Origin of the sequence: Dechloromonas hortensis (genome assembly GCF_009469765.1) — a bacterium.
GTDB lineage: Bacteria > Pseudomonadota > Gammaproteobacteria > Burkholderiales > Rhodocyclaceae > Azonexus > Azonexus hortensis.
Genome location: NZ_SSSQ01000005.1, coordinates 203177 through 219480 on the forward strand (window position 1 = coordinate 203177; position 16304 = coordinate 219480).

10 protein-coding genes are annotated in these 16304 nt (G+C 63.3%); 5 read left to right on the top strand and 5 right to left on the bottom strand.

Annotated features, from left to right (window positions below; all coding sequences use genetic code 11):
* Positions 1-2: 2 nt before the first annotated feature.
* The 5 genes from GH663_RS10900 to GH663_RS10920 form a co-directional block, all read right to left on the bottom strand.
* On the bottom strand, positions 3-569 hold the full coding sequence (locus tag GH663_RS10900) for a response regulator (protein WP_153131700.1): 567 nt from the start codon (positions 567-569) through the stop codon (positions 3-5).
* The gene (gene nosR, locus GH663_RS10905) at positions 566-1882 is read right to left on the bottom strand and encodes a response regulator c-di-GMP phosphodiesterase, NosR family (protein WP_153131701.1); all 1317 of its coding nucleotides are present in this window, start codon (positions 1880-1882) and stop codon (positions 566-568) included. The genes GH663_RS10900 and nosR overlap by 4 nt, the downstream gene beginning before the upstream one ends.
* On the bottom strand, positions 1879-5418 hold the full coding sequence (locus GH663_RS10910; RefSeq protein WP_170291399.1) for a PAS domain S-box protein: 3540 nt from the start codon (positions 5416-5418) through the stop codon (positions 1879-1881). Before GH663_RS10910 ends, nosR begins: the two co-directional genes overlap by 4 nt.
* On the bottom strand, positions 5408-8368 hold the full coding sequence (locus GH663_RS10915; RefSeq protein WP_153131705.1) for an EAL domain-containing protein: 2961 nt from the start codon (positions 8366-8368) through the stop codon (positions 5408-5410). Before GH663_RS10915 ends, GH663_RS10910 begins: the two co-directional genes overlap by 11 nt.
* Positions 8369-8459: 91 nt before the next feature.
* A complete protein-coding gene (locus GH663_RS10920; RefSeq protein WP_153131707.1) occupies positions 8460-11447 on the bottom strand; it encodes a response regulator in 2988 nt (995 codons plus the stop codon).
* 215 nt (positions 11448-11662) lie between these two features.
* Between GH663_RS10920 and pqqB the strand changes: the two genes are divergently transcribed.
* From pqqB to GH663_RS10945, 5 genes are all read left to right on the top strand, one after another.
* Entirely contained in the window at positions 11663-12589 is a 927-nt protein-coding gene (pqqB, locus tag GH663_RS10925; RefSeq protein WP_153131709.1) for a pyrroloquinoline quinone biosynthesis protein PqqB, read from the top strand.
* Positions 12586-13335 (top strand): pyrroloquinoline-quinone synthase PqqC, encoded by a 750-nt coding sequence (pqqC, locus tag GH663_RS10930; protein WP_211371122.1) that lies wholly within the window; start codon positions 12586-12588, stop codon positions 13333-13335. Before pqqB ends, pqqC begins: the two co-directional genes overlap by 4 nt.
* 120 nt (positions 13336-13455) lie before the next feature.
* The gene (gene pqqA, locus GH663_RS21445) at positions 13456-13530 is read left to right on the top strand and encodes a pyrroloquinoline quinone precursor peptide PqqA (RefSeq protein ID WP_084019755.1); all 75 of its coding nucleotides are present in this window, start codon (positions 13456-13458) and stop codon (positions 13528-13530) included.
* Between the two features lie 62 nt (positions 13531-13592).
* Positions 13593-13865 (top strand): pyrroloquinoline quinone biosynthesis peptide chaperone PqqD, encoded by a 273-nt coding sequence (gene pqqD / locus GH663_RS10940; protein WP_153131711.1) that lies wholly within the window; start codon positions 13593-13595, stop codon positions 13863-13865.
* Between the two features lie 48 nt (positions 13866-13913).
* Positions 13914-16037: a TonB-dependent receptor family protein gene (locus tag GH663_RS10945; protein ID WP_153131713.1), complete on the top strand. Its 2124-nt coding sequence runs from the start codon at positions 13914-13916 to the stop codon at positions 16035-16037.
* The last annotated feature ends 267 nt before the right edge of the window (positions 16038-16304 follow it).

Genomic DNA, 16304 nt, shown 5'->3' on the forward strand with positions numbered 1-16304 from the left:
GTTCAGCTTTTGTCGAGAAACTCGGGGTCGAGGACGACCGAGCCATCCGGTCCCCAATTGACTTCGGTGATGCCCGGCTCGATCTTTTCCAGTCGTTCGGCTTCCAGTTGTTCCGCCGTCGTGTCGCCCATTTCGAGGCGGACCAGATTGGCCAGTTGACGGTTTTCGAGCAGCAGTTCCCGGTGGGTGAGGGCCTGGCCGATGGCCGACATCAGCTCGTAGTCGTTCCACGGCTTACCGATGAAACGGTCGATGCCGACTTCGTTGACCGCTCGCGTCAGCGCATTGAGGTCGGCGTAGCCCGACAGGATCAGGCGTGCCGCATCGGGCTGGACGGCCTTGGCCGCCTTGAGAAACTCGACGCCGTCCATGCCCGGCATGCGGTAGTCGCTCATGAAGAGATCGAAATCTTCCCGCTGGGCGGCATCGAGCGCCGCTTGCGGTGAGCTGAAAGCCTGCACTTCGAGCGCGAAAGTCTTGTTGCCGTAGGTGCAGGGGGCCAGGCGCAGGACGCGTTGCAGGGATTTGAGGATGGATTCCTCATCATCGACGATCAGGATGCGACTCATTTTTCCTCCTGGCGAATATAGAGCGTCAGCGTTTGTTGTTCGGTCTGTTCCATGCGGATCAGCTGCCCGATGATCTCGCCGGTCAGCGCGCTGCCCTTGGCGAGCAGCATGTAGCCGTCGCGGTGGGTCAGATCGCGGGTCAGTGTCATGCCCGGCTTCAGGTGCATGGTGCGCAGCGGCAGTTCGCTGATCGCCGGTTTTTGCGTTTCGGAAATCAGCTTGACGAAGGTGTCGACCGCGACCGGGTCGTAACGTTTGCCACGATTTTCGACCAGGAAGCTGAGCGCTTCGCTCGCCTTCAGCGGGCGCTGGACCAGCGTACCGATCTGCAGCGAGTCGTATTCGTTGACCACGCTGAGAATGCGGGCACCTTGGGGAATGGCGATGCCGGCCAGGCGGTCCGGGTAGCCGCTGCCGTCGTAGCATTCGTGGTGATGGCGGACGAGCAGCGCGGCGTCCTTGAATTTCTCGATGCCCATCAGGATGTTCTGGCCGATCACCGGGTGCTTCATGACCAGGGCGCGCTGCTCGCCGCTCAGCGTGTTGTAGGCCTTGCCGAGCAGTTCGTCGGGCAGGCCGAGCTTGCCGATGTCGTGCAGCAGGCCGGCCAGCATGATGTTCTGGACCTCGGCATCGGGCAGGCCCATGCGCTTGGCGACGCTGCGCGCCTGCTCGGCGACGCGCCGGCCATGGCCGGCGGTCAGGCTGCCGACCGGGCCGCTGCGCAGTTCGATGACCCCGGCAAAGACCTGGACGCTGGTCAGGAAGGCCTTTTTCAGTTCGCCGTGCGATTGCTCGACAAAACTGAGGGCCTGGCGCAATTCGGCCGTGCGTTCGGCGACCTTCTGTTCCAGGCTGGCGTTGAGGGCTTTCAGCTCTTCGTTCTGGGCCTGGGTGAGGGCGGTCAGGCGCCGGTTTTCGCTTTCCAGGCGCTGCCGTGCGGTGGCCTCGCGGACGATGCTGACGATCTCATTGTCGTCCCACGGCTTGGCGACATAGCGATAGATCTCGCCTTCGTTGATCGCGGCCACCGTCGAGGTGATGTCGGCGTAGCCGGTGAGCAGCACGCGCATGACCTGCGGCCAGCGGCTGCGGACCTGCTTGAGAAAGGTGGCGCCATCCATTTCCGGCATGCGCATGTCGGAGATGACCAGGTCGATCGTTTCCTTTTCGAGGATCTGCAGACCGGCGGCGCCGCTTTCGGCAATGAAGATGCGATAGCCGTGCGGCCGGAAAAGGCGGCGCAAGGCCGACAGGATGCCCGGTTCGTCATCGACGAAGAGCAGGGTGGGGGAGGCGACGGCCTCGCTCATGATGAAATCTCCGAATCTTGTTTCTCAGGCGTCGGCTGCGGGCGCAAGGGGAGCAGCAGGCGGAAGGTGCTGCCGGCACCCGGCTGGCTCTCCACCTCGATGCGGCCTTGATGGCGCTCGACGATGCTGTACGACAGGGAAAGCCCGAGTCCCGTGCCCTTGCCGACCGGCTTGGTGGTGAAGAAGGGCTCGAAAATGCGGTTGAGGTGTTCCGGCGCAATGCCCTTGCCGGTGTCGATGAACTCGAGGCAGACCATGTCTTCGCCGTGCCGGCGGGTGCGGATGGTGATGCTGCCCTCTTTTTCGATGGCGTGGCCGGCATTGACCAGCAGGTTCATGAAGACCTGGTTCAACTGCGAGATCAGGCAATAGACATGCGGAATGTCGCCGTATTCCTTGATCACCTTGCACTTGTACTTGAGCTCGTTCCAGACGATGTTCAGCGTCGAGTCGATACCCTGCTCGAGGTCGGCTTCCTGCCATTCCTGTTCGCCGACGCGCGAGAAGCTCTTCAGGTCCTGGACGATCTTGCGGACCCGCCCGAGGCCGTCCTTCGATTCGGCCAGCAAGCTGAAAATGTCCTGCTTGACGAAGCCGTAGTCGCGTTCTTCCATCAGGCGATGGACACCGGCCAGTTGCTGCGCATCGACGCCGCCCGTATCGGCCAGCTTTTCGTAGGCGGCGATGATCGCCATCAGGTCGTGCAGGTAGCCGTCGAGGGTGCCGAGGTTGGAATGCACGAAGCCGATCGGGTTGTTCAGTTCGTGCGCCACGCCGGCGGCGAGCTGGCCGATCGAGGCCATCTTTTCCGATTGCAGCAATTGCTGCCCGGCATCTTCCAGCCGCTTGTTCAGTTTTTTCTGCTGCGCCAGCGTTTCGGCCAGCATCAGTTGCTGGGTCTTGCGCTCGGTGATGTCGGTCAGTACGCCATCGTAGAACTCGACCTGGCCGCTGACGTCACGCTGGACAATCGTGCGGTCGACCACCCAAATCACCTTGTTTTCGGCGGTCAGCAGCCGGTATTCCTGCTCGTAGCCGGCCAGGCCGGCCGCCGTATTCCTGCTCACCTCGTCGACGACGCGGGCCAGGTCGTCGGGGTGAACCAGTTCGGCAAATTGCGGGCGCCCGGCTTTCAGGTCGTCGGCCGTGTAACCCCAGCGCCGGACGTTGTCCGAGACGAAGACCACCGGCCAGCCCTCGCTGGCCGCCCAGCGGAAGCAGATCACCGGACTGGCATTGACGACTTGCGTGGCCAGGCGCAGGGCGTTTTCGGAGCGTTGCCGGCGGACGATGCGCCAGGTTTCGTTACCGATCAGTTGTACCGTCTCGATATCGAATTCCGAATAGTCGCTGCCCTTGTTGCCGACCCCGGTCACCATGCGGACCGCGCTGCCATCCATCACCGGGGCGCTGAGGAAGCGGTTGAGGACCGAGTGCCCCGCCGGCAGGCCGTGCTTGTCGGGGGCCGCGGCGTAATCGTTGATGACGACCGCTTCTTTCCGGCGTGCCGCATCGGCCCACAGGCCTGCTTCGCTCAACGGGTAATGGTTGTTGAAGGTGGCATGGCAATATTTTTCGAGCGTGTTCTTCGACCAGGCAACGAGTTCGATGCTCTCGCCATCGTCATTGATGAAATGCATGAAAGCGATCGAGCTTTGCGTCAGTGCCTCGGCGCATTCCAGCGCGTACTGCATGAAGGCCTGCTCGGCCATTTCCTCGGCTTTTTTCGGCAACTCCAGCAAGACGGCAGAGCGCTTGACCTGCTGGGCCAGGTTGAGTTCCGCCAGATGGCGCGTCGTCACGTCGAGCGTGATGCCGCCGAGCCAGGGCGACTCCTTGTCGCGCGGGATGATGAATTTGGTGCTCTCGTAGTGTTGACCATTGAAGGCGAGTTCGGTCGTCTCGGTGGTGCCGGTGGCCAGGATGCGCCGGTCTTCGGCGACTATCGTCCGGCCGGCCTCGCCGGGGAATATCTCTTCCGGCCTGCGCCCGAGGAGGTCTTCGGTGCGCAGGCCGAGTGCGTTGACAAAGCGCTTGTTGGCAAACAGCGTACGCGATTCGGCATCCTTGACGTAAACCGCACCCGGCAGATGGTCGATGAAGCCCTGCAGAGTCTGGACCAGTTGGTCGCGCGCCTGGTCGGCCAACACCCGGTCGGTGATGTCTTCGATAACCACGGCAAAACAGTCGAGTGTGCCATCCGGCTTGCGGATACCGCAGGCCGCGATATAGGCGTGCAGGATGCTGCCATCGCGGCGAATGAAGCGTTTCTCCAGCGTATAAGCGTCCGCCTGGCCCTTGATCACCGATTCGTATTGGATTTGGTTGAATTTCAGATCGTCCGGGTGGGTCATCTCGGCCCATGTCTTTTGCACCAGTTCGCTGGCTGAATAGCCGAGGAGCCGGCACAAGGCAGGGTTGACCTCGATCCAGCGGCGGTCGAGCGAAGTCCGGGCGATGCCGACCATGGCATGGTCGAAGATGGTGCGAAAGCGTTTTTCCGCCTGGCGTTCGCGGGCCTGACTGCGCTGCAGGTAATAAATGGCGGCACCGAGCAGCAGCAACAGGAGAGCAGTGAATAGCCATTTTCCGTTGGCGGCCGGGTGGATCAGGGTTGCCAGTTGGTCATTGCTCAGATGCGAGACGACTAGCCAGCGATAATCCTCGCTCGCGACCCCGGCGCCGTTGCCGGCCGGATAGGGTTGCACGCTCTGGTAAGTCCACAGCCCATGCTCGTCGGCAAACTGTCCGTTCGCGGCCTGCAGGCGCTGCCAACTGCCCGGATAGCGGGCGGCCAGGCTGCGACTGGCATCGTTGAACATGAATCCCCACTCGTCGGCGGCATTGGGGGCATGCAGCCAGTAGCCGGCGCTGTTGAGCAGCGCGAGGTGCTTGCCGCTGGCCTCGCCGCTACTGACGAAGTGCTTGAGCAGCACATCGCCGAGGTAATTGAGGACGACGACGCCTTGCTTGTTGCCTTGCCGGTCGGCGACTGCTGTTGCGATGCGCAACATCGGCTTGAAGGGTTTTTCGATCTGGCCGTTGTCGACATTCAGATCGAGCGGCGAAAGATAGATCCGGCCGGCGTCGGCCTGCATCGCCTCGCGGAAGTAATAGCGATCGGCCTTGTTTTGCAGTTTGTCGGCGGGCACCAGCCGGCCCTGGCCATCCCGCAGATCGACCCGGATCACTTCCTGGCCGGCCTGGTTGATCCAGCGGATCTGGTCGTAAACCTTTTTGGCGCCCGAAAGGTTGATGAAGCTGCTTTCCAGGCGGCGAATTTCAGCGGAGGCCGGATTGTTGGCCAGTTGCTGCAGCGTCAGGTCACCGGCGATATACGCGATGTCGCCGAGCACCCCGTCCATCTGGCGCAACAGCGTCGTCGCGGCTAGTCCGACATCGAGCGTTTCCTGGTGCTTGATCTTGTCGAGCCGGTGGTTCTCCTCGCTGTTGCTGTAGAACATGCCGACCAGCAGGATGGCCAGTGCGCCGGGAACGAACAGCCTGAGAAATGCGAAAAGCGGGCTACTGGTCATTGGCTGGCGGGGGCGGGCTGTGCGGGTGCGTGTCCTTGGCCAGTCGGAAGGCTTCGCGGATCTGTTCGCGCAGTTGGTCGTCATCCCATGGCTTGGTCAGGAATTTGTAGATCGCGCCGCGATTGATCGCGCCGGTGACCGAATCGAGATCGGTGTAGCCGGTGAGCACGATGCGGATGGTGTCTGGATAGAGTTGGCGGACCCGGGCAAAAAACTCGGTGCCCGACATGTCCGGCATGCGCTGGTCGGAAAGCACCACCTGAACGCTATGTTTGGCCAGGTGTTCAAAGGCTTCGGCCGGCGACTGTGCAGTCAGGATTTGGAACCCTTCGCGGCGCAGCAGGCGCGAAATCGAGGTCAGGATGTGCGGTTCGTCATCGACGACGAGCAGTGTCTGGCCGCTGTCGCGCGGCTTGTCGACCAGCGGCAGCCGTTTGTTGCTGGCCAGCAGTTGTTCGAATTCGGCGGGCGGCAAGGGGCGGCTGAACAGGAAGCCCTGCATCGCATCGCACCGTCGGCCGCGCAGGAAGTCGGCCTGGGCCTCGGTTTCCACCCCCTCGGCAAGGACCGACAGGTTGAGGCTGCGCGCCATGACGATGGCGGCGGTGGCAATCGCCGCATTGACCGGGTTTTCGATGATGTCGCGGACAAAGCCCTGGTCGATCTTGATCTTGTCGAACGGAAAGCGCGAGATGTAGGCGAGCGAGGAATAGCCGGTCCCGAAATCGTCGAGCGAAAGTTTGGTGCCGAGCGCCTTCAGCGCCTGGCACTGGACGATGGCTTCCTCGATATCGTCGATGAAGGCGCTTTCGGTGATTTCCAGTTCCAGGGCGCCGGCCGGCAGGCGGCTTTCGGCCAGCACCTGGCGGACGACGCCGACCAGGTTGGTCTGGCGAAATTGGCGGGTGGACAGGTTGACCGCCACCCGCAGATTGACCAGGCCGAGGTCCAGCCACTGCCGGGTCTGCTGGCAGGCGGTGCGCAGGACCCATTCGCCGATCGGCAGGATGAGTCCGGTTTCTTCGGCAATCGGGATGAATTCGAGCGGCGAGATGGCGCCGAACTGTGGGTTGTTCCAGCGCAGCAGGGCTTCCATGCCGATCATGTTGCCGCTTTCCAGGCTGATCTGCGGCTGGTAGTGCACCGACAGTTCCTGGCGCGCCAGCGCCTCGCGCAGCGCTGCTTCGAGCCCGAGGCGACGGGCGGCATCGGCATCCATCTCCGGCGAGTAGAAGCGGAAGGTGTTGCGGCCCCCTTTCTTGGCGCGGAGCAGGGCGGCATCGGCGCTTTTCAGCAAGGCGTCGGCATCGACGCCGTTACGCGGTGCGACGCTGATGCCGATGCTGGCGGTGATGACGACCGACTGCCCGTTGAGCTCGAAGGGAACGGCGATCGCATCGAGCATGCGCTGGGCGAGGGCGATGGCATCGCGTTCATGGCCGAGGCTGCCCATCACGAAACCGAACTCGTTGCCCGAGCGCCGGCCGACGGTGTCGCCATCGCGCACCTGCAGGCCGAGGCGGCGGGCGACCTCGACCAGGATCTCGTCGCCAACCGGCGGTCCGAGCGTGTCGTTGATCAGCCGGAAGCGGTCGAGGTCGAGCAGGATGACGGCGGTTTCCCGCTTGAAGCGGTGAGCGCTGATCAGCGACTGGCCGAGGCGGTCGGCGAACAGGTTGCGGTTGGGCAGGTTGGTCAGCGGGTCGTAGCTGGACAGGTACTGGATGCGCTCGGCCGCGCTCTGCCGTTCGGAAAGATCGCTGAAGATGCCGACGTAGTGCATCGGCTGGCCGTGCGCATCCTGGACGGCCGAAATGCTCAGCCATTCGGTGATCAGTTCGCCATCCTTGCGTCGGTTGGTGATTTCGCCCTGCCAGTTGCCGTGCTGGTTGATGCAGTCCCACATTTCCCGGTAAAAGGCCGGGCCATGCACGCCGGACTGAAGCAGGCGCGGATTCTGGTTGAACACTTCTTCGGGGCGGTAACCGGTAACCTTGGTAAAGGCCGCGTTGATCAGCAGGATGTTGCCCTTGGCGTCGGTCACGCAAATGCCGTCGTTGATCCCGGCAAAAACCGCCGAGGTCAGCCGCTGTTCGGCCTCGGCAGCCTTCCGCCGGCTGATGTCGGCCATCGTGCCGAGGATGAGCTGTGGCTTGCCCTCGGCATCGCGGCGAATGACCCGGCCGCGAACTTCAAGCGTGACCCAATGGCCGGCCTGATGCTGCAAGCGGATTTCGTCGAGGTAAATCTCGTCGCCCCCGGTCAGCGCCTCGGCCATGCCCTTGTCTGCCGTGCCGCGGTCTTCCGGATGGATCAGCGACTGAAATTCGCCGAGGCTCGGCGGCCCGCTTTCCCGGCCCAGGATGTGGGCCAGGGAGTCGCTCCAGCGCATGCTGCCGGTTTGATGGTCGTGTTCCCAGGTGCCGAAGCCGGAGGTCGACAGCGCAACCTGCAGGTGGGCGTTGAGCTGGTTGTTTTCCGCAACCCGGCGGCTGACTTCCTGCTCCAGCCAGAGTTTCTGCCCGGCCAGCAGGTCGCGGGCGCGTTTCAGTTCAAGGTGGCCCTCGACGCGGGCCCGCAACACCGCCGGCTTGATCGGCTTGGTGATGTAGTCGACGGCACCTTCGTGCAGGCCGGCTTCTTCTTCCTCGGGGTCGGTCAGGGCAGTGACGAAGATGACCGGGATGTCGCAGGTTTCCGGCTGGGCCCGCAGTTCGGCGAGGACGGCATGGCCGTCCATGCCGGGCATCATGACATCGAGCAGGATGAGGTCGGGGCGGGGTTCGAGCCGGGCATAGCGCAAGGCGGTCGGGCCGTTGGTGGCGGCCCGGACATCGACGCCGAGGGCGCGCACCATTTCGGAAATGGCGCTGAGGTTATCCGGGATGTCGTCGACTGCCAGAACGATCGGTTTGCTGCCGCCCTGCGCCTCCCATTCCGGATGTCTCATCCCTACGCTCCGATCATGTCTGTTTTGTTTTCAGCAGTGTCTCTCGACTCGGCGGGCACGACAAGCGATGCCGTGCCGCCTGGCGCAATTTTCAGGCAATTTTTTCCTGCAGCGCTTGCAGCAGTTCGAAGGCGGCATCGTAATTGAAGGTGCTGATCTCCTGGCGCAGGATTTCATAATCCTCCGGCCAGTCGCTTTTCAGGATTGCGGCGAGGCGGGCGAAAAGATGGCTGGCCTCGACATCGCCGCTGGCGAGCAGGCTGGCTAGCCGGTCGAGATGCTGGCTGAGTTGTTGGCGGTCGATGCTGTCCGCTTCCTTGATCAGGCCAGCCGTTGCCTGGTGGATTTCGGTCAGGTACTTGCCAAGCATCTGGTAGAGCGTGTCGGGATCAACCGGCTTGGCCAGGAAATCGGTCATGCCGGCGGCGAAGCACTGCTCCTTGTCTTCGCTAAAGGCATTGGCCGTCAGTGCAATGATCGGAATCTCGCCGCCGCCGGGCAGGGCGCGAATCTGGCGGGTGGCGTCGAGGCCGTTCATGACTGGCATCTGGACATCCATCAGGATCAGGTCGAAATATGCCTCTTTGAACAGGTCGACCGCAGCAATGCCGTTTGCGGCGGTTTCGACCTGCAGGCCGGCGCTGCTCAGCAATTCGCCGGCGATTTCGCAATTGATCGGATCATCCTCGGCGAGCAGGATGCGGCCTTGCATCTGGGCCGGCTGCCAATCGGCGACGACCGGCGCTTCGTCGGCCAGCAGCGGGCTGCTGACCCGGCCGAGGCGGGTCGTGATCCAGAAAGTGCTGCCCTGGCCGGGCGTGCTGTCGACGCCGACGTCGCCACCCATCAATTGCGCCAGGTGGCGGGCAATGGCCAGGCCCAGCCCGGTTCCTCCAAAGCGGCGCGTCGTCGAGCCATCCAGTTGTTCGAAGGCATTGAACAGGCGCCCGGTGTCTTCCGGCTCGATGCCGATGCCGGTATCGCTGACCGCGAAGCGGCAGACCCAGGCCTGCGCATCGCCGACGACGACCTTGCCCGACAGCGTGATCGAGCCCTGACCAGTAAATTTGAGCGCATTGCTGGCAAAGTTGAGCAGGATCTGGCGCAGGCGGTTGGCGTCGCCGCAGACCAGTCGCGGCAGGGCGTCGCTGTCGATGATGACGCTCAGGCCCTTGCCGACGGCCTGGTCGCGGATCAGTTCGGCGACCGTGCCGAGCAGGTCGCGCGGCGAAAACGTATTTTGTTCCAGCAGTAGCTTGCCGGCTTCGATTTTCGACAGGTCGAGAATGTCGTTGATGATGTGCAGCAGGTGATTGGCCGCCGCCGAAACCTTGGCCAGCTTGTCCCTTTGCTGAGGCTGCAGCGGGCTTTGCAGCAACAGGTAGTTGAGGCCGATGATGGCATTCATCGGGGTGCGGATTTCATGGCTCATGTTGGCCAGGAATTCTGATTTCGAGCGATTGCCGGCTTCCGCCCTTTCCTTGGCGACGGCCAGTTCGTAGGTGCGCTGGCTGACTTGCTGCTCCAGGCGGTTGCGCTGATTGGCCAGTTCGGCCTCGATCTGGCGGGCCTCGGTAACGTCCTCCTTGACCGCGACGTAGTGCGTGGTTGCACCCTGTTCATCGCGGACCGGCGAAATCGTCGCCCGCTCGAGGTAGTGCGAACCATCCTTGCGCTGGTTCATGAACTCGCCGCGCCAGGTCTGGCCGGCGAGCAGGGTCGGCCAGAGTGAGGCATAGGTTTCCTGAGGGGTTTCCCCCGAGTGCAGGATGCGCGGGTTGGCACCGATTGCCTCGGCGGCGCTGTAGCCGCTGGCCCGGGTGAATGCCTCATTGACGAAAACGATCCTGGCGTCGACGTCGGTAATGATGATCGCCGTCGGGCTCTGTTCGACGGCCGTGGATAGCAGGCGCAGGCGCTGTTCGGCAGCCTGCAGGGTGGCCAGTTTTTCGGTCAGTTCATGGTTCAGCGCCTCGATCGCCTGCTGGTCGGTCAGCGATTGCGCTTCGCGCTGCTGCAGGGCGCTGGCCATTTCGTTGAAGCGCTGATTGAGGAGGGCGAACTCCTGCGGCATCTTGGTGCTCGGTAGCCGCGTCGACAGATCGCCGCTTGCCACTCGCCGCGCGGCGTTTTCCGTCTGCTCAACCCAGGTTTCGATCAGCCGATAAAGATAGTAGCGGCCGAAGATGACCGAGAGCAGCGTCAGCCCGGCGAGCACGGCGAGGCGCTGCCAGAAGGAATGCTCGATCCGCGTCAGCGTCTGGCTGAGCGGTGCGGCGATACTGGCGATGAGCTGCTCGTTGGCGATGCCGACCGGGGCCAGCATGAACAACCGTTCGACGCCGTCGAGGCCGGTCATCACGACCCGGTTTTCCCCCCGGCGTCGTGCTTCAAGAAAGCGCGCCAGGCTTGCGGCGCTCAATTGCTTGTCTCGCCACAACTCGGGGTCAGGATAACGGGAGATCACCGTGCCATCCACGTTGTAGAGCTGTGATGTCCAGCCTTCCGGGAGTTCCTGGCTTTTCGTGAAACGGTCAAACCAATCCAGCGTCACGCCAAGGAAGAGCAGGGCGCGTGGTTTGCCGTCGGCGTCGAGCATGGGATAGCTGAAGGTGATGTTGTGCTGCTTGCTGATCGGGCCCAGCAGATATTGGCCGCGGCTGAGTTCGCGGCTTTGCATGCCCTTCTGGAACCAGGTCCGGTCGGCGACGTTTTGAACAGTGCTGAACGGCTTGGCGCTGCAGAAAACATCGCCATTGGGCAGCACCGCGCCGATGTTCGCCAAGCCTTCGCTGGCCTTGAGCATGCGTTCGGCCAGCGCGCTGCAGTCGCCCGGCGACAGCGTTTGCATGTTGTCGGCTGTCGCCATCGTCTGCAAGGTCTGGCGGATCTGGCGCAGCGCCGCTTCTTCCTCGACCTGCACCTTGTTGAGCCGCAAGCGGCCTTCGCGTTCGAGGCTGGCGTTGGCTTTGTGGCGCTCGCTCTGGTAGTCGTAAATGGTCAGGCCGACCAGCGGCAGGAGCACCATGGCCAGCACCAGCCATAAACGACTGCTCAGGGAAAACTGGGGGAGGGGCATCAAGCGGGCTCCTGGGCGGGGCGTTCAGGTGGCTTGCAGTATTCGCCTGGAGGGCACCTGCTGTAAACAGCTTGTTTTCGGGCGGTACAGCGGAGTCCGGCGGTCGACCGGTAAAAAAGGGCAAAAACCGGCGGCCCGCCAACTCCAGAAAAGCATGAGGCCCAATTCATCCTTCCCTGCAGGCCGGCCGGAGCAGGTCGGCGCACACTGGGGCCATGAAAATACTTGTCCTTGGCTCCGCCGCCGGTGGCGGCTTCCCGCAGTGGAACTGCAACTGCCGCAATTGCGCCGGGGTGCGCGACGGCAGCCTGCGGGCCACGCCGCGCACCCAGTCGTCGATCGCGGTCAGCGCCAATGGCGTCGACTGGGTCCTGTTCAACGCTTCACCGGACATCCTGACGCAGTTCCGCGCCAGCCCGGCGCTGCAGCCGGGGCGCGGCCTGCGCGATACCGGCATCGTCGGCGTCGTGCTGATGGATGCGCAGATCGATCACACCACCGGCCTCTTCATGCTGCGCGAGGGCAAGCCGCTCGATGTCTGGTGTACGGCGCAGGTGCATGAGGACCTGACTAGCGGCAACCCGGTATTCAACGTCCTGTCCCATTTCTGCACCGTGCGCTGGCAGCCGGTGTCGGTCGTTCCCCCGTCGTCCTTCTCCATTCCCGGGGCGGCGGGGCTGCGCCTGACGCCGGTGCCGCTGACCAGCAAGGCGCCGCCGTATTCGCCGCACCGCCACGACCCGCATCCGGGCGACAACATCGGCATGCTGATCGAGGACGAGCGGAGCGGCCAGCGAGTCTTCTACGCGCCCGGCTTCGGCGCCATGGAGCCGCATCTCGAACCGTTCCTGGCCGACTCCGACTGCGTCATGCTCGACGGCACGTTCTGGACCGACGACGAGATGATCCGCCTCGGCATTTCGACCAAGACGGCGCGCTCGATCGGCCATCTGCCGCAGTCCGGGCCGGACGGCATGATGGCGCTGCTGGCCCGCTACCCGAAGCCGCGCAAGCTGCTGATCCACATCAACAACACCAATCCCATCCTCGACGAGGACTCGCCGGAGCGCGCCGAACTGACGCGGGCCGGCATCGAACTGGCCGCGGACGGGATGCTTATCGAGTACGGAGAGACAACATGAAAATGGACGATTTGCAGCCGTGGACCGCAGCAGTCTTCGAGGACAAGCTGCGCGCGATGGGCGACCGCTACCACATCCACCATCCCTACCAGGTGATGATGGGCGAGGGGAAATCGACCCGCCAGCAGATCCAGGCCTGGGTCGCCAACCGCTATTACTACCAGATCAACATCCCGATCAAGGATGCGGCGATCATGGCCAACTGCCCGGAGCGCGAAGTGCGTCGCCACTGGGTGCAGCGCATTCTCGATCACGACGGTTTCGAGGGCGAAGCGGGCGGCATCGAAGCGTGGATTCGCCTCGGTGAAGCGGTCGGCCTCAGTCGCGAGGAAATCGTCTCGCAGCAGCATGTGCTGCCCGGCGTCCGCTTCGCCGTCGATGCCTACGTCAATTTTGCCCGCCAGCGGCCGTGGCAGGAGGCCGCTGCCGCATCGCTGACCGAGCTGTTCGCACCGACCATCCACAAGTCGCGTCTCGATCACTGGCCGACCCACTATCCGTGGATCGAGGCCGAGGGCTACAACTACTTCCGCCGCCGCTTGAACGAAGCGCCGCGCGACGTCGTGCATGGCCTGCGCATCACGCTCGGCCATTTCAACACCCGCGAGTTGCAGGAGCGGGCGCTGAGCATCCTGCAGTTCAAGCTCGACATCCTGTGGAGCATGCTCGACGCCATGTTGCTCGCCCATTGCCCGATGCAGGTCGACGGTTGGGGGCCGTACCGCAAGATGGGCGAGACGGCCTGAGCGATCTCATGAAAATCATGAGCCGCTTTTGGCAAATGCCCGGGCGCCGCGCCGGGAGCGCTTCTCAATAATGGATTCAGAAACGGCGCCTGTCGTTTCACACCTACAAGGAGACACACCATGAACTGGCAAACCCCCGCTTATTGCGAAATCCGCCTCGGCTTCGAAGTCACGGCCTACGTTTACGTTCGCTAGGCAGCCCGGTGGCGGCAGCTGCTGCCGCCACCTTTTGTTTCCCCGTCCGAGCAGGTGTCGCCATGATTACCGATGAACGTCCGCGCCTCAGCCCGCAATTCGTCTTCCGCTGGGAAGCCAGCCAGGACGCCTACATCCTGCTCTACCCGGAAGGCCTGATCAAACTCAATCCGGCAGCCGGAGAAATTCTCAAGCGCTGCGATGGCATGCGCACGGCCGAGGCCATCGTCGCCGATCTCGACCAGGCCTTTCCCGGCCAGCCCGAGGCAATCGCCCGCGACACCCAGGCTTTCCTGGTCGCCGCCTATAACAAGGGATGGCTGCGGTCGACCTGATATTTCAGGCAAAATCGCCAGGCCAACCCCCACTAGAAACAGAAAATAATGAGACATCGCCCGCAGCGTCTGGTCCTTATGCTGGCCAGCATCTTTCCCTGTCTTGCCCTGGCCGAGACTGAGCCGCTGACCCTCGACAGCGTCGTCGTCACCGGCAGCCGCATCGAACACAGCAGCTTCGACCTGCCGGCCGCGGTCGATGTCGTCGGAGCCGAACGCATCGGTGCCGATCAGGCCAAGGTCAATGCGTCCGAAGCCTTGTCCTCGGTGCCGGGCATTTCGGTGCAGAACCGCCAGAACTACGCGCAGGACCTGCAGATTTCATCGCGCGGCTTCGGCGCCCGTTCCGCCTTCGGCGTCCGTGGCATCCGCTTGCTTAGCGACGGCATCCCGGCCTCGATGCCGGACGGCCAGGGCCAGGCCGCCACTTTCAATCTCGACCGGGCTGACCGTATCGAAGTCATGCGCGGCCCGATGTCCTCGGTTTACGGCAACCACGCCGGCGGCGTCATCCAGATGTTTACCGCCGACGGCAAGGGCCGGCCCAGCGTCGAAGGCGGTTTCACGGCCGGCAGCTACGGTTCCTGGAAAGGGAATGTCGCGGCCCAGGGCGAAGCCGGCGGCGTCGGTTACGTGCTCGATGCCTCGCGCTTCATCACCGACGGCTATCGCGATCACAGCAGCGCCGAACGCAATCAGGAGATGGCCAAACTGACCTGGCGACCGGATGAGGACAGCCGCCTGATGTTCATCGCCAACGGCTTTTCGCAGAAGGCCGAAGATCCGCTCGGCCTGACTTGGAACAAGTACCAGAGTGATCCGCGCGGCGTCGAAAGCGCCGCGCTGCTCTACAACACCCGCAAAACCATCGACCAGACGCAGGGCGGCCTGAGCTACGAGCGCCGCTTCGGCACCAGCACGATCCAGCTCGCCGCCTATGCCGGCCAGCGTTCGGTGACCCAGTTCCAGTCCATTCCCCGCTCGCTTCAGTTGATCCTGCCCTCGACGCCGGCCAACGATCCGAAGCGCAAGCACTCAGGTGGCGTGATCGATTTCGACCGCGATTACTCCGGCCTCTCCGGGCGCTGGATCGGCCGCTACGACCTGGCGGGCGGCAAACTGACGACGACCGTCGGCCTGGAATACGAACAATCGACCGACGAGCGGCGCGGCTACGAAAATTACACCAGCGCTACCAATCTTGGTGTCCAGGGCGCGCTGCGCCGCAAGGAGACGGACAGCGTCACCAGCTTCGACCAGTACGCCCAGGCCGAGTGGCAGGGCGAGCGCTGGGCCTTTACCGGCGGCGTGCGGCACAGCCGGATCGATTTCAAGGTGGATGATCACTACGTCGCCACCGGCAATGGCGATGATAGCGGCAACGTCAGCTACGAGAAGACGACGCCGATGCTGGCCGCGCTTTATAAACTGACCCCGGCCGTCAACCTCTACGCCAGTGCGGCCCGCGGTTTCGAGACGCCGACCTTGAACGAGCTGTTCTACTCAGGCGCCAACGGCAGTTTCAGCTACAGCCTGAAGCCGGCACTCAGCACCCATCTCGAAACCGGTTTCAAGGCCTATGTCGGCAACGACAGCCGGCTCGATTTGGCCCTCTTCCAGGTGCGCACTACGGATGAGCTGGTCGTCGCTGCCAGCAGTGGTGGACGGACCAGTTACCAGAACGCCGGTCAGACGATGCGGCGCGGCCTGGAACTAGCGCTCGATTCGCGCTGGGCCGGAAACTTCAGCAGCCGGGTTGCCTATACCTACCTCGATGCCCGCTACGACGAGGATTTCACCAGTTCCTCCGGTACCGTGCCGGCCGGCAACCGCCTACCCGGCGTCGCGGCCAATACGCTGTTCGGCGAAGTGGCTTGGAAGCACCCGGCCAGCGGCTTCCACACCGCCGTCGAAGGCATCATGCGCAGCAAGATGTATGTCGAGGACAGCAATTCGCAACCGGCAGCGCCGTCCTACGCCATCGCCAACCTGCGGGCCGGTTTCGACCTGCGCTACGGCGCGCTGACCCTGCGCAGCTTTGCCCGTATCGACAACATCTTCGACCGGCAGTACGTCGGTTCCGTGGTCGTCGGCGACAGCAACGGCCGTTATTACGAATCGGCGCCGGGGCGCAATTGGCTGCTCGGCCTGAGTGCGCGCTATGCCTTCTGACATGACTTGATCGTTGTCTCTTCGAAGCCCGGTTCGCCGGGCTTTTTTTTCGTCCACCGCCAGCGGCGCGGATGTTGATTTTTGGCTCAGGCGCTTGAACAGGTGTCCGAAAAATGAGCGCTCGAATCGCTCCATCAGCGTTTCGTGAAACTCGCCTGGATGCCCTTGAAACCTTTGCCTGGTGGTGCTTTCGCAATTGTTGCCAAGTGTTGGCACGGGCTTCGCGAACAGGGATGCAGCCTGTCACACGAGATGGTGGCAGCGGGG